The organism is Mesorhizobium oxytropidicola, from assembly GCF_056174625.1.
The window spans coordinates 1,629,767-1,651,860 of record NZ_CM149692.1; the positions used below are offsets into that span (position 1 = coordinate 1,629,767).

The following is a 22,094-nucleotide window of genomic DNA, read 5'->3' on the forward strand; positions in this document are numbered from 1 at the left end:
AAATGTCCGCTCCGTTCCGGTTCTCGGAACCCGCCATTCTCGACTCGGCCTGACCTGAATCTCAACATATCCCTGCGCGTTACTCAGGCAACGTTCTTGCCGGCAACGCCTGACTTACCCTGCCCGCCCGGCGCGAAAATCTCCTGGTCGACGAAGGTCAGTGCGCGCATGGCGCAGCCTTCGCGGATCAGCGGCAGTTCGTTCGGTTCGGTGTCGAAGGAAATCGATTTCGAGTGCTGGCCGCCAGCGGTCTGGGCGATCGCCTCGCGCAATGCCGGCTCGATCAGGTCGAAGGCGGCGGCGCTGACGCCGACCATGGCGACGGGTGCGGGATCGATCAGCGCGAACAGGCTGCCGAGGCCATAGCCGAGCGCCTCGCCGGCTTTACGATAGGCTTCGCGCTCGGGCCCGTCCCGTTCCCGCGCCGTCGCGGCCAGTGCCCGCATCTGGGCGTCGCTGACATCTGCGACCGGCTCGGTGTCCTCACCGAGCTGCCGGGCATTGCGCCAGATGGCGTAGTTGCCGGCATAGGCCTCGACGCAGCCGCGCCGCCCGCAGCGGCAGAGCGCGCCGCCTGGCCGATGGATCATGTGGCCGAACTCGCCGCCCGAGGAATGGGTGCCGGTGAACAGCTCGCCCTTCAACACCAGCCCCATGCCGATGCCGTGCGAAAGCAGGATGGCGATGAAGTCGTCGCGGTAACGCTCGGGATCGCGCCAGCGCAGCGCCACCGCCATCATGTTGCAGTCGTTTTCCATGGTGGCGGGGATGCCGAACTCGGCTTCGAGTATATCGGCGAAGGCGATGTCGGTCTGTGGCGTGATCGGCGACCACAGCATCGCCCGGGCCTCGGTGTCGGTGATGCCCTGGATTGCCAGTGCGATGCGGGCGACGCTGCGCACGTCGATATCGGGATCATCGAGGCGGCGCCGCACGATGGCGACGCATTCGCCGATCAGCGCCTCGCGCGACATGGTCAGCGTGTCCAGCCGGCGCTGTTCCTCCGATATCACCTGGCCGGCATAGTCGATGACCGCGACGGACAGGAAATTCAGCGACAGCACCACGGTCATGACGGCCGCGGCCTCCGGGTTGAGGCCGAGGCCGACCTGCGGCCTGCCGCGCTTCAGCGAGCCGGCCTCGCTCGGCTTGCCTTCGGCCAGGATGCCTTCACCGATCAGATCGGAGGAAATCGCCGATATGGTCGAATGGCTGAGGCCGGTGGTCGCGGCGATCTCGGTGCGCGAGGGCCGGCCGGCCCGGCGCACGGCCGCAATCACCATGGCGCGGTTGCGCCGGCGCAGATCGTCGTGACGGATTCCGACCGACATGTTTTCCCACATCCTCCCGGTCGCCGCGGTTCCTCCGGCCCCTCAAACGCCGCGTGCGACACGGTCAAATACTGGCAGAAGCGGCCCGTCCTGTCATTTATTTATTCCGAGGCTCGAAAAAAATTCGCAGGGACATCAAAATCCATCAGAATCGTTGTTGACAGCGTTCCGGTGTTGGATCAGTGTTTTTCGAGGCTCGAAAAAATAGAGCCTCTGTGCCGGCCTTAGGGCCAGTTTGGTCGCGCCATACGCGGCGCAGGGAGGAATATCATGAAGAGATTCACAGCCGCCATCCTGGCGGGTGTCGCCATGTCGCTGACGCTCGCGTCGGTCGCGCAGGCGAAGGACAAGGTCATTGGCGTTTCGTGGTCCAACTTCCAGGAAGAGCGCTGGAAGACTGACGAGGCCGCGATGAAGAAGGCGATCGAGGCCGCCGGCGACAAGTACATTTCCGCCGACGCACAGTCCAATCCCGGCAAGCAGCTTACCGATGTCGAGAGCCTCATCTCGCAGGGCGCCAATTCGCTGATCATCCTGGCGCAGGATGCCTCGGCCATCGGCCCGGCCGTGCAGAAGGCCCTGGACGAAGGCATTCCCGTCGTCGGCTATGACCGCCTGATCGAGAACAAGGACGTCTTCTACCTGACCTTCGACAACAAGGAAGTCGGCCGCTTGCAGGCCGCTGCGGTGTTCAAGGCCAAGCCGGAAGGCAACTATGTCTTCATCAAGGGCTCGGGCTCCGATCCGAATGCCGATTTCCTGTTCTCGGGCTCGATGGAAGTGCTCAAGGCGGCCATTGACAGCGGCAAGATCAAGAATGTCGGTGAGGCCTATACGGACGGCTGGCTGCCCGCCAACGCCCAGAAGAACATGGAACAGTTCCTGACCGCCAACGACAACAAGGTCGACGCGGTCGTCGCGGCCAATGACGGCACCGCCGGCGGCGTCGTCGCGGCGCTGACGGCGCAAGGTCTCGCCGGCACCGTGCCGGTGTCGGGCCAGGACGGCGACCATGCCGCGCTCAACCGCATCGCGCTCGGCACCCAGACCGTGTCGGTTTGGAAGGACGCGCGCGAACTCGGCAAGAACGCCGCTGAGATCGCCTCGCAGCTGGCCGACGGCAAGAAGATGACCGACATAGCTGGTGTGAAGGACTTCACGACACCTGGCGGCAACACCGTCAAGTCGCTGTTCCTGACCCCGGTCGCCATCACCAAGGACAATCTCAACGTCGTCATCGACGCCGGCTGGATCAAGAAGGACGAAGTCTGCGCGGGCGTCGCCGCCGGCAGCGTCGCGGCCTGCAACTAAACGGCGCAATACGGTTCGATATCGACGCCGCGGCCCGAAAAGCCGCGGCGTTTCTCAAGGGGCTTCCCGCTTCAAATGACTGCGGAAAGCAAATAGCATCCATGTTCCGGCATCCGCGCCAGACGGTAAACCGGTGGGAGGATAGCATGACCGACACGACCTCTAATCAACCGGTCGGCAGCACTGCGGCGGACAAGGCGCGTGCATCCGAACTCAGTGCCGTTGGACGGTTTCTCAAGGCCACCGAACTCGACACGCGCATGCTTGGCATGGTCGGTGCGCTGCTGGTCATCTGGGTCGGCATCCATATCCTGTCGGGTGGGCTTTTCCTGACGCCGCGCAATCTGTGGAACCTGTCGGTGCAGACCTCTTCGGTCGCGATCATGGCGACCGGCATGGTGCTGGTCATCGTCATGCGCAACATCGACCTCTCGGTCGGATCCGTCGAAGGTGTGATCGGCATGATCATGGGTGTGGCGCAGGCCGAATTCCTCATTCGCGTCGTCGGTTTCCAGCTCGGAAATCCCTGGCTCTGGATCATCGCGCTGGCGGCCGGCGTGGTGCTTGGCCTCCTGATCGGCGCATTCCAGGGCTTCATCATCGCCTATATGGAGGTTCCGGCCTTTATCGTAACGCTGGGCGGCCTGCTGGTCTGGCGCGGCATGGCATGGCTGATCACCAGCGGGCGCACGGTCGCGCCGCTCGACACAACCTTCCAACTGATGGGCGGCGGACCACGCGGCTCGATCGGCGCCACTGCCAGCTGGATCGTCGGTGTCGTCGCCTGCGTGGCGGTTGCCTTCATGCTGCTCAACGGCAGGTCGCAGCGCAAGCGGTTCCACTTTCCGCTGCGCCCCGTCTGGGCCGAGACCTTGCTTGGCGTGGTTGCCTGCGCCGCTATCCTTGGCGCCGTCTGGATCGCCAATTCCTATCCATGGCCGATCGGCATCGTGCGCCAGTACGCCCAGCAGAACGGCATTGCCATTCCCGAAGGCGGGCTGTTCATCGCGCATGGCATTGCCATACCGGTGCTGATGGCGGTGGCCGTGGGCATCATCATGACCTTCATCACCAAGCGTACGCGTTTCGGCCGCTATGTCTTTGCCATTGGCGGCAATCCGGAGGCGGCCGAGCTTGCCGGCATCAACACGCGCTGGGTGACCATGAAGGTGTTCATGATCATGGGCGTGCTGGCCGCCATCAGCGCGGCGATCTCGTCGGCCCGGCTCAACGCGTCGACCAATGCACTGGGCACGCTGGACGAGCTTCTGGTCATCGCCGCCGCTGTCATCGGCGGCACGTCGCTCGCCGGTGGCGCCGGTACGGTGATGGGCGCAATGCTGGGCGCGCTTCTGATGCAGTCATTGCAGTCGGGCATGGTGCTGCTCGGCATCGACTCGCCGCTGCAGAGCATCGTGGTCGGCGCCGTGCTGGTCATCGCGGTGTGGCTCGACACCGTCTATCGCAAGCGGGTTTAGGGGGAGAAACGATCATGGCCAACAAAACCGCTCCCGCAACTGCCTCCACAACTGCCCCCTCTGGCACGCCGCTGATCGACATGCGCAACATCTCGATCGCCTTTGGCGGCATCCGCGCCGTCGACGATGCTTCGATCGATCTTTTCCCCGGCGAGGTCGTGGCGCTGCTCGGCCATAACGGCGCCGGTAAGTCGACGCTGATCAAGATCCTATCCGGCGCCTACAAGCGCGACGGCGGCCAGATCTTCGTCAATGGCGAGGAGGCTTTGATCGCCAATCCGCGCGATGCCAAGAAATACGGCATCGAGACGATCTACCAGACCCTCGCCTTGGCCGACAATGTCGACGCCGCCGCCAATCTGTTCCTCGGTCGCGAGCTGATGACCGGCTGGGGCACGCTCGACGACGTTGCCATGGAAGCCGAGGCCCGCAAGGTGATGGGCCGGCTCAATCCGCGCTTCCAGCGGTTCAAGGAGCCGGTCATCAAGCTGTCGGGCGGCCAGCGGCAATCGGTGGCGATTGCGCGCGCGATCCTGTTCAACGCCCGCATCCTGATCATGGACGAGCCGACGGCCGCCCTTGGTCCGCAGGAAACCGCGCAGGTCGGCGAACTGGTCAAGCAGCTCAAATCCGATGGTATCGGCATCTTCCTGATCAGCCACGACATTCACGATGTGTTCGAGCTGGCCGACCGAGTCTGCGTTATGAAGAACGGCCAGGTTGTCGGCACCGCGCGCACCACCGACGTCACCCAGGACGAGGTGCTCGGCATGATCATCCTGGGCAAATGTCCTCCGGGCGCCATTCCCGGGCCGGGCGCGCTGAAGATCGCGGCCTGAGGCTGTCGGCGGCCCGATATGGGTTTGATCGACATAGCCGGTTGCCGCTCACGTGATATGCCAGTGATCGCGATGGCTTGGCCTTGCCATTGTGTTGGCCTGATGACTTGCCCATAAAGGTCCGGTATTGCTCATGGACCGCATCATCCGTTGAAGAAACTTTTTCCGATTGTCGCGTTCATCGCCGTTGCGCTGATCAGCATGACCATGGCGGGTTTCGCCTATTTCGCGACGCAGGAGGCCTCCCGCATCAAGTTCGAAGCGGCGGCCGACGATGCACTCAACCGGATCGAGAGCCGGATCGACCTGCATTTGTCGCTGCTGCGGTCGACACAGGCGCTGTTCGACGCCCGCAATGGCGACATCTCCCAGAGTGAGTTCAAGGCGTTCTTCAACGCGCTGGATGTCGACAACAATTTCGCCGGCCTGCGCGGCATCGGCTTCCTCGGCCTCGTCAAGACGGGCGCCGAGGCGGCGGTTGAACGCGACATCCTCCACGATTTTGGCGTCAGCCATCCGGTCTATCCGGAAACGACGCAGCCCTGGCGCGCGCCCATCATGCTCTTCGAACCGCTGGATCCGTCCAATCAGGCCAGTATCGGTTATGACATGTTCAGCGAAGCGGTGCGGCGCGCGGCGATCGAGAAGGCAATGGCCGATGATCAGCAGCACGCGAGCGGCCTGGTGCAACTGGGCCAGGGCACGGGTGCCACGCAGACCTTCCCCGGCTTCCTGGTCTTCGTGCGGCTCAACGTCGAAACCGCGCCGGAGGTCATCAACGCATCGCGGTCCTCGACCGCGGGCTTTCTCTATGCAGCCTTCCGGGCCCGCGACCTGTTCCAGATCGCGCTCAGCCGCGCGCCGCTGCTGCCGGTCAACACCGAGATCTATGACGGCGCGGCGAACAGCGACAATCTGTTGTTCCGGTCGGAGACGCCGCCGGCTTCGTCCTTTGGCGACCGGCTGCTGGTCACCCGCAAGATCACGGTGGCCGGCCGGCCGTGGACGGTGCTGTTCAGGCCGACCAGCGCCTTCTCGCAGCCGTCGTCGCGCGCCATCCCGGTGATGCTGGGGCTGTTCGGCCTGCTGGCGGCGGGCGCCATCGCACTGGTGGCGCGCTATCAGGAGCGCGCCTATGAGGCGGCATCGCGCCTGCACGAGACGACCGAAAAGAGCCTGCTCGAAAAAGACCTGATGCTGCAGGAGATGAAGCATCGCATCAAGAATTCGATCACCCGGGTGCTGGCGATCGCGCGGCAGACGGCGTTGCGGGCGACTGACGTCAACGAGTTCTCGGCATCCTTCTCGGCCAGGCTGCAGGCAATGGCGGCCTCCCAGGACATGCTGACGCGCTCGCGTTGGCAGAAGGCCGATCTCGCCGATCTGCTGCGCATCGAGCTTGGCCAGGTGTTCGGCAAGGACCTGCCCGAGGGGTTGCTGTCAGGACCGGAGGTGCTGCTCGACGAGACCACCACGCAGGCGCTTGGCCTGACCTTCCATGAGCTGGCGACCAATGCGCTGAAATATGGCGAAGCCGGCAATTCCGCCAATTCGCTCAGGAGTGACTGGGCGCTTAAGGTGGTCTGGTCGGTGGAAGGGCGTGGGCGCGAGCGGACGCTGGCGCTGAACTGGCGGGAGGCCGGAAAGAAGAAAGTCGAGGCGCCGGCCGAGACCGGATTCGGCACCAAGCTGATCGACCTCAATGTCACGCGCGAACTGCGCGGCACGATCAAGCGCGATTTTCAGGCCGATGGTCTGAAGGTGGAAATACGAATCCCACTGACTGGCTGACGGCGACCAGCCAGGCGGATGGCAATCGAACGCCAATACGTACAAAATCCGGAGGCCGGCGGGCCGGCCTCCGGATCGAAGTTTCGACTATCGCCGGATTAGTTGCAGCGCGCCGTGTAAATCCGTCCGCGATGATCGCGATACTGGCAATAGCCGTTCTGCAGCTTGCGAACCAGCAGGCCGGAACCGGCCCCGACAGCCGCACCGATCAGCGCGCCCTTGCCGCCGCCGACCAGACCGCCGATACCGGCGCCAATCAAGCCGCCGCCAACGACGTCCTGCTCGGTCGAGGTGCAGCCGCTGAGAGCAGCCACCGCAACCATGGCAATAATCATCTTCCGCATAGAGTCACTCCTCACTTTGTGTCCACACTTTGGTAAGCTCCAACAGCCATTTAGCACGAAATGACGGCCTTTGCTGCTCGAATTTATTGTTGGCTAAGATAGTCTTTTTCTGGGCGTACTGCGTTAGATGCCATGACCAGGCTGGAAATGGCAAGCGAAGCTTCGAGGCTGCCATCGGGACGCACATTCCAGACGATCTGATCATAATCATCCTCGAGCGCGGGATCGACAGCGAGACACTTGGCGACAATATGCTGCGCCTGTCCCTGCACGTCGCCCATGGCGAAGGGACGCTCGGCGGTGCATGCGTCGGCGGTTTCGAAAATGCTCACCGGCACCTGCAGTTCGTGGCACTCGGTCATCGAATTGCTGCAACCGATGACCAGCAACAATGCAGCGATGTGTTCCATGGCGACGTGTCCTCTCGCCACAATAACGGCCCAGATCGGCCGAAAGTTCCTGAGCGACCGGGGTGGACACACGAATAATGCCAGCGCTGCAAGCGGTTGAACGCCGGGCAATGTTGCCGGCAGGGGATTTAGGTCAGGTCAGCTGGAACACGGCGATTAGGAGAATTGTCGCGGCCGCCGCCAGGACGATGCCCCACAGCAATGCGTGATGCGATAGGGAAAGCGGTTCCGCGGATGCTTCGGGATCCTGAAATTCGCCCATCGAAACACGGGCGGCCTGTTCCAGTCTGTTTATGTCGGTGACCGTCAAGCATTTCCTCCCCACACCGTGCCGCAGCCCAGTGGGTTGCAGCGGTATCTGGGTAAAACAGCATCCGCTCTTATGGTGAACAGCCGGTTAAGGATCGTTGCTTGCCGCCAGAGCCGGATGATTTCAGGTCAGATCGACCTGAAATCTGAATCCGCCTCTAAATCAAAGAGATAGAGTCACTCACTGCGTCTCGAAATTGCTGTGCGGGACGACAAGGCGGTATTCAAGGCGGCCGTCCGCGATGTCGAGGCTCGCGGTTCCGCTGAGCGATGTAGGCACCACCCGCTCCAGCGCGACGCTGCCGAAACGCTTTTGATTCCCCCGGCCGCCATTGGCTCCTATGGTCTCGGCCCATGTCAGCGACAGGGCGACCTCGCCAGTGGCGGCGGTGTTGAGATTGGCGGTCACTTCGACGAATCCATCTGGCCGGGACAGGGCGCCGTAGCTGACCGAGTTGACGGCGAGCTCATGCATCGCCAGGCCGATATGCAGGGCGGCATTGGGATTGAGATAGGGATTGGCGCCCCGGAAGCGAAGGCCGTGCGACGTGTTCGTTCCGTAGCGGCCGACCTGGCTCGTCACCAGTTCATGAAGGGCCGCACCGCGCCAGTTCGAGGACGTCACCAGATCCTGGGAGGAGGCCAGCGACTGCAGCCGGCCGCGAAAACGCGTCAGGAAGTCGCCGATGCCATCGGAATAGCGACCGGTCTGGGTCGCGATGCTCTGGATGATCGCCAGGAGGTTCTTCGAGCGGTGGCTGACCTCGCGCAGCAGCGTTGTCAGTGTCTGTTCGCGCCGCTTTTGCTCGGTTGTCTCGACCATGGTGGTGACGACACCTTGCACGTCACCGGCGTCACCCCGGTCGGCATCGACCCAGATCTGAAACCAGCGGACGCCGTTCTCGACCGGGACACTGATCTCGAGCCGCTCTGGGTTGCCGGTCGCGACCACGTCGCGCTTGGCGGCGCTGATGCGGTCTGCCTGCGCCATCGGTAGAATGCCATTGCTGTCGGAATTGTCCGAGGCCCAGGGCGCGCGCATGTTGCGAGCCCATACGTTTTTCATCTCGCGATCCTGATAGAGAACGGAAATGCCGGCATTGTGCAGTGCGTGGAGAAGAGCCCGGCCAAGCTGCATGCCACTTTCTGCCGGATGCAGGGCGATGACTTCGTCGCTCCGTGCGCCTTCCGTTCTATCTGCAGTCCTGGAGCGCATCGGTCGATTTGTCCACCCAACTCAGGCTGAACGGCTCACTGTGAAATGGGTTCCCAAATGAAATTTCCCGGAAACCTGTCCCCTAAAACGGTCCGCCGGACGGTGCCTTTTGAAGGGCTCCGTCCGGCGGTGGCTGGAAACCGTTTGAGGGGTGCGGCTTCCAGTGTTCGCTCGGATAGGTGTTCGCCCTCACGCCCGTTTGAACAGGCCGGCCAGCAGCGAAATGACCAGGAAGGCGAGAAAGATGAAGAACAATATCTGCGCGATACCGGCAGATGTGCCGGCGATGCCGCCGAAACCAAGCGCGCCGGCTATGATCGCCACGACGAGAAATACGAGCGCCCAGTAGAGCATGGTTCATCTCCTTCCGAATGATGCAGGGAAACGTGGGTGGATGCGGTTTGTTCCACCCTTTGCTGAAAAAGACGGCGCTTGCAAATGGTTCGCAGTGGAGCTCTCGAAATTCTCGGTTGATGGATCGGGTTACCAAAAAGGCCGCCCGATGCATCGCATCGAACGGCCTTTGATGTCGGGTATTCCTGCCGGAAAAGCAGCGGACCTAAAGCGCGTCGCGCTGAAACGGGTTCATGCGACGCGCTTTAGATCTTTGCTTTTATGCATGTCGTTCCCCCAAAACCGAGATCACTTTTGGGCGACAGGCATTAGGCGGCGGCCTTCGCCTGGCGGTCGAAGAACAGCGCCTGGCTGATCAGCGCCTTGACCATGTCGGGATTGAACGGCTTGGTCACCAGGAAGGCCGGTTCGGGGCGCTCGCCGGTCAGCAGGCGCTCGGGAAAGGCGGTGATGAAGATCACCGGCACCGAGGTTGACGAGAGGATCTCGTTGACCGCCTCGATACCCGAGCTGCCGTCGGCGAGCTGGATGTCGGCCAGCACCATCTTCGGCCGCGTCTTGCCGAACATCGTCACCGCTTCGGCGTGCGTGCGCGCCGTCCCGACGACACGATGACCGAGGCTCTCGACCATCTCCTCTATGTCCATGGCGATCAGCGGTTCGTCCTCGATGATGAGCACGTCGGTCGCCACCTGGCGGGAAATCTCATTGCTTGCCTGGGCAAGCAGCTCGGAGAATTGCTGGTCGCCGACGTCCAGTATCTCGGCCGCCTCGTCTTCGCTGAAGCCTTCGACGGCAACCAGCAGGAAGGCCTGGCGCGGAAGAGGCGCGATCGCATTGAGATTGGCGGCGGCGCGCTGCTCCCATGCCGATTGGGCCTGCTCCTGTGGCACGCGGATGGCCACCGAGGTGAAGAGTTTGGCGAAAACCTTGTAGAGCGCGATACGGTCGCTCGATGCCTCGGGGAAGATGTCGACGTCGGCTATGATGGCCTCAAGCATCGCAGCGACCAGCGCGTCGCCGCTCTCTTGCGATCCCGAGACGGCACGCGAGAAGCGGCGCAGGAACGGCAGGTGCGGTGCGATGGTGGCGGATAAACTCATGGTAAGACGTCTCCCTCAGAATGACGTGATTGCACGGATTGCAGGCCAAGCTGATTGCAAGCCCCGCTAATACAACGCGGATTTTCCGAAAAAGTTCCGGCCGATATGGAACGAATAGGCGAGAGCGGCGTTTCGGTGTCGGGATGGGCAACCAGACGAGGGTGCCGCTTGCCTTGTGTTGAGTTGAATATGAGCGGCCTGGGCGCTGGGAATATAAGGGCGAAATGAAGGACATGACGAAAGATATTTTGGCTGGCGCCGTGGGCAGGCGCCGGAACGGTGCCGGCGATCCGCTCGGGCCGAACTCCGAAATCGGTCGCAAACTCAAACAATATTATGACGAGCTGGTCTCCGACGATGTGCCGGATCGCTTCGCCCAGTTGCTCAGCCAGCTGGAACAGGCCGAACCCGCACAGAAGAAGGACTGAGGCATGGCAGCGGTCTCCCAAGGCTTCAAGACCGATCTGCTTGGGGCAATCCCGAGCTTGCGGGCCTTTGCCGTGTCGCTGACGCAGAATGCCGACAAGGCCGACGACCTCGTTCAGGAAACGCTGGTCAAGGCCTGGGACAAGCATGAGAGCTTCCAGCCCGGCACCAATCTCAAGGCATGGCTTTTCACCATCCTGCGCAATGAATTCTATTCACAGATGCGCAAACGCGGCCGCGAGGTGCAGGACAGCGACGGCATCATGACGGCCAGGCTTGCCGTGCATCCGGCCCAGCACGGCCAACTCGACCTCAAGGATTTTCGTGGCGCTCTCGAGCAATTGCCGGAAGACCAGCGCGAGGCCATCATCCTCATTGGCGCTTCAGGCTTCTCCTATGAGGAGGCCGCCGAAATCTGCGGTTGCGCGGTCGGAACGATCAAGAGCCGCGTCAGCAGGGCCCGCACGCGCCTGCAGGAAATCCTGAAGATTTCGGGCGAGGACGAATATGGTCCCGATGCGATCTCGGCTCAGGTCACGGGGACGGCGGCGCATTAACGCGAGGTCTGGACAACGGGATGCGGATGCGGCCGCATCGGTCTCATCCGGGAGAGCCACGTCCATAGGCCAGCGCGACCGCTTCGACGAGATCTTCGCCTGAATAGGGTTTGGTGACCAGCCGCACCCCCGGAAAGGATGCCTTGATCTCGTCAGCGTCCGAATAGCCGGAGGCAAACACGAACGGGACGCCTGTTTCACGTAAACCGGCTGCGAATTCGAGCGTCGAGGTGCCGCCCAGCATCAGATCAACGATGGCCGCGTCGAATTGCGTTGCGATCTTTCGGTCATCGATCTCGGCAAGGTCGCGGGCAACCACCACCTCGCCGGCTCCGTGGTCGCGGCAGAGCTGCTCGACATCCATGGCGATGAGGAATTCGTCCTCCAGGACAAGAATTCGCAATCCGTCAAGCAAATGGGGCACGGGTAATCGCTCCTTGAAACGCCGGGAGTCATGATCGCAATTCCGCGCGCTGTCATTTAAAAAAGACATGCCACCAGCGGCGGAACCCGATCCCCGGCAAAGCGTTTGAAACCGGCCTGCCGACCGGCAGGCTTTCGAAGGGGGTCGAAATGCCAAGCCAGAATGCACGTTCTTTCGCAAGCCGCCAATACCCTTGCGAAAATTGCCCGTTGCGGCCCCTGCCCGTGTTCCGGGAGTTCGAAAAGAGGAACTCGCCTTCATCAGCACATTCAAGAAGGGGGAACTGGCGGTCGACAAGGGCGCCACGGTCCTCGTGGAAGGAAGCCACAGCGCCCATCTCTACACGGTGCTGTCCGGCTGGGCGTTCCGCTACAAGCTGTTGCCGGACGGGCGCCGACAGATCCTCAACTATCTCATGCCCGGCGATCTCATCGGCCTGCAAGGCAGCGTCATGGGGGAAATGCAGCATTCCGTCGAGGCCCTGTCGCCAATGCTGCTGTGTGTCTTCGAGCGCGACAATCTGCACGAGCTCTACCGCAACCATCCGGGTCTCGCCTACGACATAACCTGGATCGCGTCGCGTGAAGAACGCATGCTGGACGAGAACCTGCTCAGTGTCGGCCGCCGCAGCGCGATCGAACGCGCCGCCTACCTTATCGCCTTCATCGGCAGCCGCGCCAAAGTCGTCGGATTGAACGGCAAGAAATCCATCCAGATTCCGATCACGCAGCAGCACATCGCCGACACGCTTGGCCTCTCGCTGGTTCACACCAACAAGACGATCCGCAAGCTGATGGACCGCAAGCTGATCGTCTGGCGCGATGGTGGTTGCGAGGTCGTCGACAATGAAGCGCTCAAGTTGCTCGCGGGCTGGGAAGGGCTGGGCGAGGGGCGTCGCCCTCTGATCTGAGACGCACCTCTCGCCATGGATTGGCGATTGGTGCGCACGCGCATGTTTTTCGGCTAGAGCAATTTCACTGTTTCACGGAAACAGCGAACTGCTCTATCTCTTTGTTTTGACGCAACTCCCAAGGGAAAGTGCTACGCACTTTTCCCGGGAAAACCGTTCGCACTTTTCCTGGAGTTGCTCTAGTTTGTCCCGATGCCGGAACCTTGAGACGCACGGCGCGTTTGAAATCGAGCAATCACAAGGAGTTAAGCAATGGCAACCGCTGCAGGGAAGACCGCCAACGAAGCGCGGGCAAATTCGGACCTCGAAGCCGACATCCGTCAGTTGAAGGCCGATATCGACAAGCTTACCAAGCAGTTGGCCAAGACCGGTGAACATGGCTATGGCACCGCCCGCCGCGCGGCCACCGAGGGAGTCGAGCAATTGCGCGCGCAGGGTGAAGCTGCGTTTGACAGCCTTCGCGGCAGTGCCAAGGATATCGAGGCGCAGTTGCTGGCAAATGTTCGCGAAAAGCCGGTGACGTCGCTGGCGATCGCCGCCGGCGTTGGCTTCCTCTTCGCGCTGCTTGCGCGTCGCTAGTTCCGCCTGAGATGGGTCTGCTGGCATCCCTGCTCTCGGGTTTCGCCTCGGGTGAAACCATCGCCGCCATACGTCGCGCACGTACGGCGGCCATCGTGTATGCGATAGCCGCTTTGGCGGCACTTTGCGGCCTCGGCTTTCTGGTCGGGGCGGCCTATATCTGGGCCGCCGCCCGTTATGGATCATTCTCCGCGGCGCTTGGCTTCGGTGTCGGCTTCCTGGTGATCGCCGGCCTCGTGCTTCTGGTCCATCGGCTGATGTCCGGCGCCCGTGCCCGCAGCGAGGCAAGGCGGCGCAAAGCCGACATGAGGGCGCTCGGCATTACGGCGGCACTCGCCGTGCTGCCGGTATTGCTCAAGGGAAAAGGCGGCCTCGGTGTCATTCTGGGCCCGGCCGTGGCGCTCGCCGCCTATGCCATCTACCGCGAGAATGTGAAGCCCGACGATCCGGATGGCGGGGAGGGAAATAACGCTGCCGCTCCCGATTATTATCCGTCACTTGGACAGATCCTCCAACGGCATCGATATTTCGGCGAAGACGCCTTCCGGCCGGAATTCATGGGTCACTTCGCTTGAAATGACCTTGGCCAGGCTGCGGCGGATGAGGATCGAGCCGAAGCCGTGGCGCTGCGGCGGGGCGACTGCCGGTCCGCCGCTTTCGCGCCAGGTCAACACCAGCCGACGGCTGCCCTTCCTGCCTTGTGTCTTCCAGTCGAGATCGACCTTGCCCGATGCAATCGACAGCGATCCATATTGCAGCGCGTTGCTGGCCAGTTCGTGCAGGATGAGTCCGAGGCCGACGGCCTGATCGGGCGACAGCAAGAGGTCGGCGCCGGAGATGGTGATGCGCGGCTGGTCGGCTGTGTCAAAGGGCCTGATCTCGATCTGGACGAGCTCGCGGATGCCGATGCCGCGCCACTCGCGGTCGGACAAGAGATTGTGGGCGATGCCCAGCGCCTGAAGACGGGCGCTGAAAGCTTCGAGGAATTCGCTCGGCTGGCGGGCATGGCGCACGGTCTGCGTCGCCAGCGCCTGGACGGTCGCCAGCGTGTTCTTGACGCGGTGGTTGAGCTCGCGCAGCAAAAGTCGTTGCCGCTCGTCGCCGAGCTTGCGTTCGGAAATGTCGTAGTTGACGCCGAAGATCAGCGTCGGCTTGCCGTCGCCGTCGCGCTCGATGACGCGGCCGCGCGTGGCCACCCAACGTGGCGGATGAAAGCCCTTCACGCGGTATTCGCCAAAATAGTCGTCGCTGCCGGACAGGGCATCGCGGAAGCGGGTTTCGGTCTGGTAGACGTCGCGCGGATCGATGGCAGTCAGGATGTCGCGCGCCCGCAGACGGGTCGAGCGCGGCAGGTTGAACAGTTCCGACAGCCGGACATCGCATTCGATCATGTCGGTGCGGATATCCCATGCCCAGCTGGCAAGCGAGGCCGCGTCGAGCGCGATGGCACGCCGCTTCTCCTCGCGTACCAGGGCGGCCTCGGCGATGGCGCCGCTGCGGGTCGCGTCCTTCAAGGTGAACAGGCTGGCGGCGAGGCCGGCCAACGTCTTCAGCTGGTTGAGCTCGGCCTGCGATGGATAGGCGTGCGGCTTGCGATCGAGCACGCACAGCGTGCCGATCCTGGCACCCGCCACCACCATCGGCGCGCCGGCATAGAAGCGCACATGATGCTTGCCGGTCACCAGCGGGTTGGTTTTGAAGCGCGGGTCCGTCGTCGCGTCCGTCACCACCATGGGATCGTCGCCGGCGGCGATGGCGTGGGCACAGAAGGAGATGTCGGTCGCGGTCTCGGTCTGGTCGAGGCCAAAGCACGACTTAAACCATTGCCGTTCGAGATCGACCAGCGTGACCAGGGCGATCGGCGCCTGCATCACAGCCGCGGCAAGGCTGCTGATGCGGTCGAAATCCGGATCGGCCGCCGTATCCAGCATCTCCAGCCCGTGCAGCACGGCCAGCCGGTCTTCGGCATTGACCGCGAGCGCCACCTCGGCCGGCAGGCTCGCCCCTATTTCCGCCTTGCTGTTCACCCCAATCCCCAAATGCCCATGCCGGTCTTCGCCGTCTTGCCGATCCAACGGCCCATGGCAAGGTGGCATTCCCGGAACCATCCTAGCGAGGAACCGTTACCCGACCGTGATTTGCCGAAGGCGCCCACGGGCGCGGAGCGAGACAAGGACCGGCCATGGCCAAGATCATTCCCGAGGACAAAGCGCGTCAGGGGCGGTGGGGCTGGCACGGCCTGCGCATCCTGATCGCCGCGCTGCTTCTGGCCTTTGCTGCCTGGGGCATCGCCGAAATCTACGGTGAGGCGACCAAGACACCGGCGACGCAGCAGGGAAGCGCGCCGAGCGGCTAGATTTTCGGCCGTCATCGTTGGAGATCGCATCAGGCGGCCTTTGCCTCGGCAATGCTGGCCGGCACCAGGACATTCAGCGCGCCGGGCCGGATTTCGATCGTCGTCTCACGCTCGAGCCTGACCAGTTCGCCGTCCATGACGGCGCGGAATTTTCTGCTGCCGGAATGGATTTTCAGGACGGTGCGGTCAGCCTGATGGATTTCGACATGTTCATTGTCACGCCATTTGCCACGCGCCACGTTGAAGAGAAATTTCACCAGCTCGGCGCGCTGCTGCGCCACCGTGACATAGATGCCGAGCACGCCACCCGAAGGATTGTCCGCATAGGGCAGATGGCCCTCACCGAACAGATTGTTGGTGACGCCGATGCCTGAGATGCGCGTCGTCATCTCAGCCTTGCCGATGGTGAGCGTGACGTTCATCGCCGGCGGGTTCTTGATTGTCGCCCATGCCGCCTTGGCCGAAGCTCCGATCTTGCCCAGGCGCGAGCCGAATTCCGTTCCCTGGCGCAGCTGCACCATCTTCGCATGCATGCCGATCGAGAATTGATGAATGAAGGGCCGGCCGTTGGCGGTGGCCACGTCGACGGCGATGATCTCACCATCAGCGAAGGATTTCAGCGCGGCATCGAGCGACTGCGGAATGCCGAGGCCGCGCGCAAACAGGTTCATGGTGCCGGCCGGCAAGATGGCAAGCGCCTTCTTCGTGCCCATCAGCCTCGCGGCCGCCGCTGAAATGGTTCCGTCGCCGCCACCCGCCAGCACCACATCGACGGCGCGGCGCGAAGCGGCGCTGTCGAGGCTTTCCACCACGTCCTTGCCGGCAACCACGTCAATGCTCAAGGAATGGCCTGCGGCCTCCAGCGTCTGACGCATCCTGTCGGAGAAGGCGGCTAGGTCGGTGGTGCGCAAGGTGCCGCCATCCCGGTTCAGCACCGCTGCAAATTTCATGCCCCGCTCCGTCGGCTCAACCATGGTCTGGCCGGGACGCGCCCAGCCGAAGGCTGAAACGTGGCGAAGCTGTAAAGGTTCCGTTGGAGGGGTGCAATTCGGCGCGTGTTCTCCGGCCGCCGCGCAACTGCTCCGTGCTTTTTGACTGAGACATCCACCCCAATTTTGTCGGAACAACAGCATGATCACGACGTTGTGAACCCGTGGAGATGCCGCGTCCGATCTTCCCAGCGACGGTTCGACAGGATGCGGCGTGCACGAAATCACACAGCAGGAGAGACCATCATGATCCGCACCCTTTTAGCCACGACCGCACTCGCAACGTTGATCGCGACGGGCGCCTTGGCGCAGACCGCGACGACCCCCGCACCGGCCGCCGCACCGTCCGTCCAGGAGCCTGCGGCCACAGCGCCATTGCCTCGTGCCGAAGGCAGTATCGTCACCAACATCATCGGCGAATCCGTCTATAACGGCACAGGCGACGACGCCGAGAACATCGGCAAGGTCAGCGATGTCGTCTTCGACAAGGACGGCATGGCAAAATCGGTTGTCATTGGCGTCGGCGGCTTCCTTGGCGTCGGCACTAAGAATGTCGCGTTCGACTATGACAAGCTGCAGTGGGCCGAAAAGAACGGCGACCGCTGGCTGGTTGCCCAGACCACCAAGGACGAACTGACGGCGCATCCTGAGTTTGACAGCAAGCCCTATGGCGCCGCGCCGGCACCTGCCACTTCCACCGACGCGGCAGCACCGGCAGCTCCTGCGACGACGGATACCGCGCAGGCTCCTGCCGCCGCCTCCGCCGAACCGGTGAAGCGTGGTGATGGCAACCTTGCCACCAACATCATTGGCGAGACCGTCTACAACGGCACCAGCGATGACGCGCAGAACATCGGCAGCGTCAACGACATCGTGCTGAACAAGGAAGGCAAGGCGGAATCGCTGGTCATCGGCGTCGGTGGTTTCCTTGGCCTCGGCGCCAAGAATGTCACCTATGATTTCAGCAAGGCGCAGTGGGCGGAGAAGAACGGCGACCGCTGGCTGGTGGCGCAGACCACCAAGGAAGAGCTGCAGGCGCAGCCGGATTTCAACCGCAAGGCCTATGACCCGGTGCCGGCAACGACGGCATCCAACGAACCGGCGGCAACCGCGCCAGCCGCTCCTGCTGCCGCTCCGGCTGACAAGACAGCTGCTACGCCTGATGCCATTGCCCCTGATCAGACACAGACGGCTGCCATCGACAAGTCGACGCTGACGGCGATGCCGGTTGGAGAAATCAGAGGTGACGATCTGAAGGGTGCGACGGTCTACGGCGCCAACGACGCCAAGGTCGGGGAGATCGGCGATGTCGTGCTGACGCCCGACAAGAAGACCGACGCGGTGATCGTCAATGTCGGAGGCTTCCTTGGCATTGGCGAGAAGGAGGTGGCGGTCGGCTTGGATAATCTCAAATTCATGACCGACAAGGACGGCAAGAAATATCTCTACACCACCTTCACCAAGGAACAGCTCGAGGCACAGCCTGCCTATGACAAGGGCAGCTATGCCGAGAAGCGCGACCAGCAGCGGTTGATTGTGAAGTAGGGCAGTAGGGCAGTAGGGCAGTAGGGCAGTAGGGCAGTAGGGCAGTAGGGCAGCGGCGTCGGTGCCGGTGTATCCAAACTCCTGCCTTACTGCCTTACGCCTTCACTCCCTCACTGCCTTACTCACATGTCCCACCACGCCATTGTCCGTTAACTCCGCCAGCGCCAGTGACTGGTCGAGATGTCGGCCCGCCAGGCGAGAAGCCGTTCGGCGAATTCCAGACGGGTGGACAGATGCGCGGGGCTGGTGGCGAGGTTGGTCAGTTCGCCAGGGTCGGTCTCGACGTTGAAAAGCAAGGGTGGCAAGCCGCCGCCGAAATGCACGTATTTGAATTTTTTGGTGCGGATGACAGCCAGGTTGCACTGGCGCGAGGCAATGCCGAAATGCGCTTCGGCCTCGCCATCGGCGATCGAGCGGAAGTCGAACTCCCAATGCGCGGCGTCGCGCCAGATAGCGGGGGTTCCGCCGCTCAGGAATGGTTTGAGCGACCATCCATCGAGATGCGGTTCGGGGGGCTCGCCAAGCAGGTCTATAAGTGTGGGCAAGATGTCTACCGCTTCGGTGAAGCGATCGACCGTGCTGCCGGCAGCCTTGCCATGCCGCGGATCGCGAATGATCAGCGGGATGTGGTAGCTGCCATCGAAGTAGCCGCCCTTGCCCAGCATGAAATGATCGCCCATCATCTCGGCGTGATCCGAGGTGAGAACGATGATTGTGTCGTCCCACGCGCCCGAAGCCTTGAGCGCCTGCCATACCAGGCCAAGCTTTGCGTCGACCTCCGAGATCATGCCGTAATAAATCGCCCGGATGCGGCGGAAATCATCCTCGCTCCAGTCGTGCACCTTGCCCGCGGCGCCGGGGCGGAATTTCGCGCGTTTCTGCCGGCTGAGATCATAGGCGAGATAGGGATGGCTTTGCGCTTCAGCCCGCCAGCTCTCCGCGCGGTGAAAAGCCGGGCCGTCGGCCGGATCGTACAGTGTGTTGTAAGGTTCCGGCACGATGAAGGGCGGGTGCGGGCTGATGAAGGAAAGATGCGCGAACCAGGGTGTGGCCTGCTCCTGCTCGCCAAGCCAGCGGATGAACTCGCCGACAAGGAAAGCCGTCGGCGTATGATCTTTCGAATAGATCGGCGGTGCCTCGGTCACTGCGTCGGCGTCGTTTTCCTCGTCTACGGGACGGTGGATGCCCGGAAATCCGGCGCTCGCGTCGATGCCCTGCTGCTTCAGCCAGGACAGCCACTGCTTCTGGTGCTCGGGCAGCAGCTGGCGCACCGTGAATCCGGGTAGCACGCCTTCATAGCTTTTCAGTCTTGGATCGCCAGGTGCCAGCTGGCGCGGATCGAGCGACACGTCGGTATAGCCGAACAGCGTCGGATCGTAGCCTATGCCGCGCGCATGCTGCGCGATGTTGCCGTGACGGGCGTCCAGCGGTGAGCCGTTACGGCAGACGCGGTTGTTCATCTGGTAGAGCCCGGTGTAGAGGCAAGCACGCGCCGGCGAACAGGGTGCGGCGCCGCCATAGTGGCGCTTGAACAGCACGCCCTCGGCGGCCAGCGCGTCGGCGTTCGGCGTCTTCACCACGGGATGGCCGGCAGCCGACAGGCAATCACCGCGCCACTGGTCGCAAGTGATCAGGAGAACATTCGGGCGCCTGGCTTTTCCTGTCACTCGCGATACCTTTCGCTGCATGTTCGAACGTGCTCATGGAACCGATTTCCGGCAAGGGCGCAAGGCCGCCCGCATTAGTCAATCGGTGAACAAACCTCTTTTCATTGTTCACTTTTACAGCACAGTCCATTCTGTGTTTGCCGCCTTTGCCGCAAGCAGGGGTATCCTCATATTGGCGTGGACAGCGGCAAGGGCCGCACAAACACCAAGGGAAGGAGCAAGACAATGCTCGACCAGATCAAGGGCCTGCATCACGTCACCTCGATGGCCAGGGATGCGCGCCAGAACAATGATTTCTTCACCCACAAGCTCGGCCTGCGCCGGGTCAAGAAGACCGTCAATTTCGACGCACCCGACGTCTACCATCTCTATTATGGCGACGAGGCGGGCACGCCCGGTTCGGTGATGACCTATTTTCCGTTTCCCAACATCGGCAAGGGCCGTCCCGGCGTCGGCGAGGTCGGCACCACGGTCTACTCCGTGCCGGAAGGCACGCTCGCGTATTGGGAAAAGCGCTTCGCCGACGAAGGCGTGACCGGTGTTTCCCGCGAGGAGAGTTTTGGTGAGAAGCGGCTCAGCTTTGCAGGTCCCGACGGCGACGGTTTCGCGCTCGTCGAGGACAAGGCCGATAGCAGGGCGCCGTGGACGAAAGGCGGCATTCCGGCCGACGAGGCGATCCGTGGTTTTCACTCGGTTTCGCTCAGGCTGAAGGATGGCGGCGCCACCGAGGAGCTGTTGAAATTCATGGGCTACGAGGAAGTCGACAAATCAGGCACTATCAGGCGGCTTACCGTGAAGAACGGCAATGGTGCCGATGTCGTCGACATCGAATCGCTGCCGACCGCGGCCTTCGCCGATCTCGGTGCCGGCTCGGTCCACCATGTCGCTTTCGCCGTCGAGAACCGCGCCAAGCAGCTCGAAGTGCGCAAGGCATTGATGGATACGGGCTATGGAGTGACGCCGGTGATCGACCGTGATTATTTCTGGGCGATCTATTTCCGCACGCCGGGCGGCGTCCTGTTCGAAGTCGCCACCAACGAGCCGGGGTTCGATAAGGATGAGGACACCGCGCATCTGGGCGAAGCGCTGAAGCTGCCGACGCAGCACCAGCATTTGCGGCCCTATCTCGAACAGCATCTGCAGAAGCTGGAAGGCTGAGGTCATGAGCAACGACGCTTACATCCACAAGGTGCTGCCCGGTTCGCCGGGCGGTCCCTTGCTTTTCGTCTTCCACGGCACCGGCGGTGACGAGAGCCAGCTTCTGTCGCCGGGGCGCGATCTCGTGCCCCATGCCACCATCATCTCGCCACGCGGCGATGTGTCGGAATACGGTGCGGCGCGCTTCTTCGCCGCACCGGCGAGGGTGTCTACGACATGGACGACCTGGCGCGGGCAACGGACAAGATGGTGGCCTTCGTCAAGGCGCATGTCGAAGCGGCGAAGCCCTCGGCGGTGCTTGGCCTCGGCTATTCCAACGGTGCCAACATACTGGCCTCGGTGGTGTTCGCCGAGCCTGAGTTGTTCGACGCCACGGTGCTGATGCATCCGCTGATCCCGTTCGAGCCGCAGGTCAAGGGCAGCCTCGCCGGCCGCCACATGCTGCTGACCGCCGGCAAGCGCGATCCGATCTGTCCGCCGAACCTGACGACGCGGCTTGAGGCCTATTTGCGTGCCGATGGCGCCGATGTCACAGTGGAATGGCACGAAGGCGGGCACGAGGTGCGGCCAAATGAAATCGAAGCGGCCCGGCGGCTCTTCGCTGGTGTCGCTCAAGGAGTTTAGACATGCCCGACCAACTGCCTGAAATCGAACTGGAGGACCGCGGTTCCAAAGGGCGCTATGTGCTGCGCGGCCCCGGCGGCGCCGAGGCCGAGATGACCTTCACCAAGATCGGTGAACACCAGATCATCATCGACCATACCGAAGTGCCGGACGCGTTTCGCGGCCAGGGTGCCGGGCTTCGGCTCGTCACCCGTGCCGTCGAGGATGCGCGCGCGGCGGGCAAGAAGATCATCCCGCTTTGCCCCTTCGCCAACGCCCAGTTCCGCCGCCACGCGGAATGGGCTGACGTGCTGAAGCAGTAGGGGGAGCGCAGGCACGTCATCGATAGGCTGCAGCGGGGGGATAAAGGGGCAGTCCCCGCTGCCGGGTGGCT

21 protein-coding genes and 4 pseudogenes are annotated in these 22,094 nt (G+C 62.7%); 14 read left to right on the forward strand and 11 right to left on the reverse strand.

Annotated features, from left to right (window positions below):
• Positions 1 to 83 precede the first annotated feature (83 nt).
• Positions 84 to 1,331, reverse strand: a complete 1,248-nt coding sequence (locus AC0V8S_RS08195) for an ROK family protein (protein WP_475437386.1) — start codon at positions 1,329 to 1,331, stop codon at positions 84 to 86.
• A 270-nt stretch (positions 1,332 to 1,601) separates the two neighbouring features.
• Here AC0V8S_RS08195 and xylF point away from each other — a divergent pair, with 270 nt between their 5' ends.
• From xylF to AC0V8S_RS08215, 4 genes are all read left to right on the forward strand, one after another.
• Positions 1,602 to 2,642 (forward strand): D-xylose ABC transporter substrate-binding protein, encoded by a 1,041-nt coding sequence (gene xylF / locus AC0V8S_RS08200; protein ID WP_095201302.1) that lies wholly within the window; start codon positions 1,602 to 1,604, stop codon positions 2,640 to 2,642.
• A gap of 146 nt (positions 2,643 to 2,788) precedes the next feature.
• Positions 2,789 to 4,120 (forward strand): sugar ABC transporter permease, encoded by a 1,332-nt coding sequence (locus AC0V8S_RS08205; protein ID WP_475437387.1) that lies wholly within the window; start codon positions 2,789 to 2,791, stop codon positions 4,118 to 4,120.
• A gap of 14 nt (positions 4,121 to 4,134) precedes the next feature.
• Positions 4,135 to 4,959: an ATP-binding cassette domain-containing protein gene (locus AC0V8S_RS08210; RefSeq protein WP_475437388.1), complete on the forward strand. Its 825-nt coding sequence runs from the start codon at positions 4,135 to 4,137 to the stop codon at positions 4,957 to 4,959.
• A 150-nt stretch (positions 4,960 to 5,109) separates the two neighbouring features.
• Positions 5,110 to 6,750 carry a CHASE domain-containing protein gene (locus AC0V8S_RS08215; protein WP_475437389.1) on the forward strand — a complete coding sequence of 547 codons (1,641 nt, stop codon included), beginning with the start codon at positions 5,110 to 5,112 and terminating at the stop codon, positions 6,748 to 6,750.
• Between the two features lie 98 nt (positions 6,751 to 6,848).
• Here the strand turns inward: AC0V8S_RS08215 and AC0V8S_RS08220 are convergent, their stop codons facing one another.
• The 6 genes from AC0V8S_RS08220 to AC0V8S_RS08245 form a co-directional block, all read right to left on the reverse strand.
• Positions 6,849 to 7,094, reverse strand: a complete 246-nt coding sequence (locus tag AC0V8S_RS08220; protein WP_096450964.1) for a YMGG-like glycine zipper-containing protein — start codon at positions 7,092 to 7,094, stop codon at positions 6,849 to 6,851.
• An 83-nt stretch (positions 7,095 to 7,177) separates the two neighbouring features.
• A complete protein-coding gene (locus tag AC0V8S_RS08225; protein ID WP_183463717.1) occupies positions 7,178 to 7,504 on the reverse strand; it encodes a hypothetical protein in 327 nt (108 codons plus the stop codon).
• Between the two features lie 133 nt (positions 7,505 to 7,637).
• Positions 7,638 to 7,814: a hypothetical protein gene (locus tag AC0V8S_RS08230; RefSeq protein ID WP_183463715.1), complete on the reverse strand. Its 177-nt coding sequence runs from the start codon at positions 7,812 to 7,814 to the stop codon at positions 7,638 to 7,640.
• Positions 7,815 to 7,994: 180 nt separating this feature from the next.
• Positions 7,995 to 9,029, reverse strand: a complete 1,035-nt coding sequence (locus AC0V8S_RS08235; RefSeq protein ID WP_475437390.1) for a sensor histidine kinase — start codon at positions 9,027 to 9,029, stop codon at positions 7,995 to 7,997.
• Positions 9,030 to 9,218: 189 nt separating this feature from the next.
• Positions 9,219 to 9,383, reverse strand: coding sequence for a DUF1328 domain-containing protein (locus tag AC0V8S_RS08240; protein ID WP_027031438.1), 165 nt, complete (start codon positions 9,381 to 9,383; stop codon positions 9,219 to 9,221).
• Positions 9,384 to 9,691: 308 nt separating this feature from the next.
• Positions 9,692 to 10,486 carry a response regulator gene (locus tag AC0V8S_RS08245; protein WP_064990804.1) on the reverse strand — a complete coding sequence of 265 codons (795 nt, stop codon included), beginning with the start codon at positions 10,484 to 10,486 and terminating at the stop codon, positions 9,692 to 9,694.
• A gap of 224 nt (positions 10,487 to 10,710) precedes the next feature.
• On the opposite strand from AC0V8S_RS08245, the gene AC0V8S_RS08250 reads away from it, so the two are divergent.
• Together AC0V8S_RS08250 and AC0V8S_RS08255 are read left to right on the forward strand one after the other, a co-directional pair.
• A complete protein-coding gene (locus AC0V8S_RS08250; protein WP_095201308.1) occupies positions 10,711 to 10,914 on the forward strand; it encodes a NepR family anti-sigma factor in 204 nt (67 codons plus the stop codon).
• 3 nt (positions 10,915 to 10,917) lie between these two features.
• Positions 10,918 to 11,469, forward strand: coding sequence for an RNA polymerase sigma factor (locus AC0V8S_RS08255; protein WP_010911883.1), 552 nt, complete (start codon positions 10,918 to 10,920; stop codon positions 11,467 to 11,469).
• A 43-nt stretch (positions 11,470 to 11,512) separates the two neighbouring features.
• Here AC0V8S_RS08255 and AC0V8S_RS08260 read toward each other — a convergent pair whose 3' ends face one another.
• Positions 11,513 to 11,962: a response regulator gene (locus AC0V8S_RS08260; protein ID WP_095201309.1), complete on the reverse strand. Its 450-nt coding sequence runs from the start codon at positions 11,960 to 11,962 to the stop codon at positions 11,513 to 11,515.
• An 80-nt stretch (positions 11,963 to 12,042) separates the two neighbouring features.
• Here AC0V8S_RS08260 and AC0V8S_RS08265 point away from each other — a divergent pair.
• From AC0V8S_RS08265 to AC0V8S_RS08275, 3 genes and pseudogenes are all read left to right on the forward strand, one after another.
• Positions 12,043 to 12,803 (forward strand): annotated as a pseudogene (locus AC0V8S_RS08265) (Crp/Fnr family transcriptional regulator).
• A 252-nt stretch (positions 12,804 to 13,055) separates the two neighbouring features.
• On the forward strand, positions 13,056 to 13,382 hold the full coding sequence (locus tag AC0V8S_RS08270) for an ElaB/YgaM/YqjD family protein (RefSeq protein ID WP_069090305.1): 327 nt from the start codon (positions 13,056 to 13,058) through the stop codon (positions 13,380 to 13,382).
• 11 nt (positions 13,383 to 13,393) lie between these two features.
• A pseudogene (locus AC0V8S_RS08275) lies at positions 13,394 to 13,846 on the forward strand (hypothetical protein); the annotation flags it as partial.
• Positions 13,847 to 13,876: 30 nt separating this feature from the next.
• Here the strand turns inward: AC0V8S_RS08275 and AC0V8S_RS08280 are convergent.
• Positions 13,877 to 15,409 (reverse strand): sensor histidine kinase, encoded by a 1,533-nt coding sequence (locus tag AC0V8S_RS08280; RefSeq protein WP_475437391.1) that lies wholly within the window; start codon positions 15,407 to 15,409, stop codon positions 13,877 to 13,879.
• 155 nt (positions 15,410 to 15,564) lie between these two features.
• Between AC0V8S_RS08280 and AC0V8S_RS08285 the strand changes: the two genes are divergently transcribed.
• Positions 15,565 to 15,738: a hypothetical protein gene (locus AC0V8S_RS08285; RefSeq protein ID WP_095201314.1), complete on the forward strand. Its 174-nt coding sequence runs from the start codon at positions 15,565 to 15,567 to the stop codon at positions 15,736 to 15,738.
• Between the two features lie 29 nt (positions 15,739 to 15,767).
• Here the strand turns inward: AC0V8S_RS08285 and AC0V8S_RS08290 are convergent, their stop codons facing one another.
• Positions 15,768 to 16,688, reverse strand: a complete 921-nt coding sequence (locus AC0V8S_RS08290) for a diacylglycerol/lipid kinase family protein (RefSeq protein ID WP_475437392.1) — start codon at positions 16,686 to 16,688, stop codon at positions 15,768 to 15,770.
• 285 nt (positions 16,689 to 16,973) lie between these two features.
• Here AC0V8S_RS08290 and AC0V8S_RS08295 point away from each other — a divergent pair, with 285 nt between their 5' ends.
• Positions 16,974 to 18,272, forward strand: coding sequence for a PRC-barrel domain-containing protein (locus AC0V8S_RS08295; protein WP_475437393.1), 1,299 nt, complete (start codon positions 16,974 to 16,976; stop codon positions 18,270 to 18,272).
• 102 nt (positions 18,273 to 18,374) lie between these two features.
• On the opposite strand, the pseudogene AC0V8S_RS08300 reads toward AC0V8S_RS08295, so the two are convergent.
• Positions 18,375 to 19,939 (reverse strand): annotated as a pseudogene (locus AC0V8S_RS08300) (alkaline phosphatase family protein).
• A gap of 225 nt (positions 19,940 to 20,164) precedes the next feature.
• On the opposite strand from AC0V8S_RS08300, the gene AC0V8S_RS08305 reads away from it, so the two are divergent.
• The 3 genes and pseudogenes from AC0V8S_RS08305 (at position 20,165) to AC0V8S_RS08315 (ending at position 22,023) form a co-directional block, all read left to right on the forward strand.
• Positions 20,165 to 21,097 carry a VOC family protein gene (locus tag AC0V8S_RS08305; protein WP_475437394.1) on the forward strand — a complete coding sequence of 311 codons (933 nt, stop codon included), beginning with the start codon at positions 20,165 to 20,167 and terminating at the stop codon, positions 21,095 to 21,097.
• A 4-nt stretch (positions 21,098 to 21,101) separates the two neighbouring features.
• Positions 21,102 to 21,721: pseudogene (locus AC0V8S_RS08310) on the forward strand (alpha/beta hydrolase).
• A gap of 2 nt (positions 21,722 to 21,723) precedes the next feature.
• Positions 21,724 to 22,023: a GNAT family N-acetyltransferase gene (locus tag AC0V8S_RS08315; RefSeq protein ID WP_095772167.1), complete on the forward strand. Its 300-nt coding sequence runs from the start codon at positions 21,724 to 21,726 to the stop codon at positions 22,021 to 22,023.
• Positions 22,024 to 22,094: the final 71 nt, after the last annotated feature.

Excerpts from the sequence above, each read along its gene's own strand:
- AC0V8S_RS08205 (WP_475437387.1), top strand. The coding sequence starts at position 2,789 with ATGACCGACACGACCTCTAATCAACCGGTCGGCAGCACTGCGGCGGAC.
- AC0V8S_RS08305 (WP_475437394.1), top strand. The coding sequence starts at position 20,165 with ATGCTCGACCAGATCAAGGGCCTGCATCACGTCACCTCGATGGCCAGG.
- AC0V8S_RS08270 (WP_069090305.1), top strand. The coding sequence starts at position 13,056 with ATGGCAACCGCTGCAGGGAAGACCGCCAACGAAGCGCGGGCAAATTCG.
- AC0V8S_RS08235 (WP_475437390.1), bottom strand. The coding sequence starts at position 9,029 with ATGCGCTCCAGGACTGCAGATAGAACGGAAGGCGCACGGAGCGACGAA.
- AC0V8S_RS08285 (WP_095201314.1), top strand. The coding sequence starts at position 15,565 with ATGGCCAAGATCATTCCCGAGGACAAAGCGCGTCAGGGGCGGTGGGGC.
- AC0V8S_RS08260 (WP_095201309.1), bottom strand. The coding sequence starts at position 11,962 with ATGTCTTTTTTAAATGACAGCGCGCGGAATTGCGATCATGACTCCCGG.
- AC0V8S_RS08315 (WP_095772167.1), top strand. The coding sequence starts at position 21,724 with ATGCCCGACCAACTGCCTGAAATCGAACTGGAGGACCGCGGTTCCAAA.
- AC0V8S_RS08240 (WP_027031438.1), bottom strand. The coding sequence starts at position 9,383 with ATGCTCTACTGGGCGCTCGTATTTCTCGTCGTGGCGATCATAGCCGGC.
- xylF (WP_095201302.1), top strand. The coding sequence starts at position 1,602 with ATGAAGAGATTCACAGCCGCCATCCTGGCGGGTGTCGCCATGTCGCTG.
- AC0V8S_RS08220 (WP_096450964.1), bottom strand. The coding sequence starts at position 7,094 with ATGCGGAAGATGATTATTGCCATGGTTGCGGTGGCTGCTCTCAGCGGC.
- AC0V8S_RS08210 (WP_475437388.1), top strand. The coding sequence starts at position 4,135 with ATGGCCAACAAAACCGCTCCCGCAACTGCCTCCACAACTGCCCCCTCT.
- AC0V8S_RS08250 (WP_095201308.1), top strand. The coding sequence starts at position 10,711 with ATGAAGGACATGACGAAAGATATTTTGGCTGGCGCCGTGGGCAGGCGC.
- AC0V8S_RS08225 (WP_183463717.1), bottom strand. The coding sequence starts at position 7,504 with ATGGAACACATCGCTGCATTGTTGCTGGTCATCGGTTGCAGCAATTCG.
- AC0V8S_RS08255 (WP_010911883.1), top strand. The coding sequence starts at position 10,918 with ATGGCAGCGGTCTCCCAAGGCTTCAAGACCGATCTGCTTGGGGCAATC.
- AC0V8S_RS08195 (WP_475437386.1), bottom strand. The coding sequence starts at position 1,331 with ATGTCGGTCGGAATCCGTCACGACGATCTGCGCCGGCGCAACCGCGCC.
- AC0V8S_RS08245 (WP_064990804.1), bottom strand. The coding sequence starts at position 10,486 with ATGAGTTTATCCGCCACCATCGCACCGCACCTGCCGTTCCTGCGCCGC.
- AC0V8S_RS08290 (WP_475437392.1), bottom strand. The coding sequence starts at position 16,688 with ATGAAATTTGCAGCGGTGCTGAACCGGGATGGCGGCACCTTGCGCACC.
- AC0V8S_RS08295 (WP_475437393.1), top strand. The coding sequence starts at position 16,974 with ATGATCCGCACCCTTTTAGCCACGACCGCACTCGCAACGTTGATCGCG.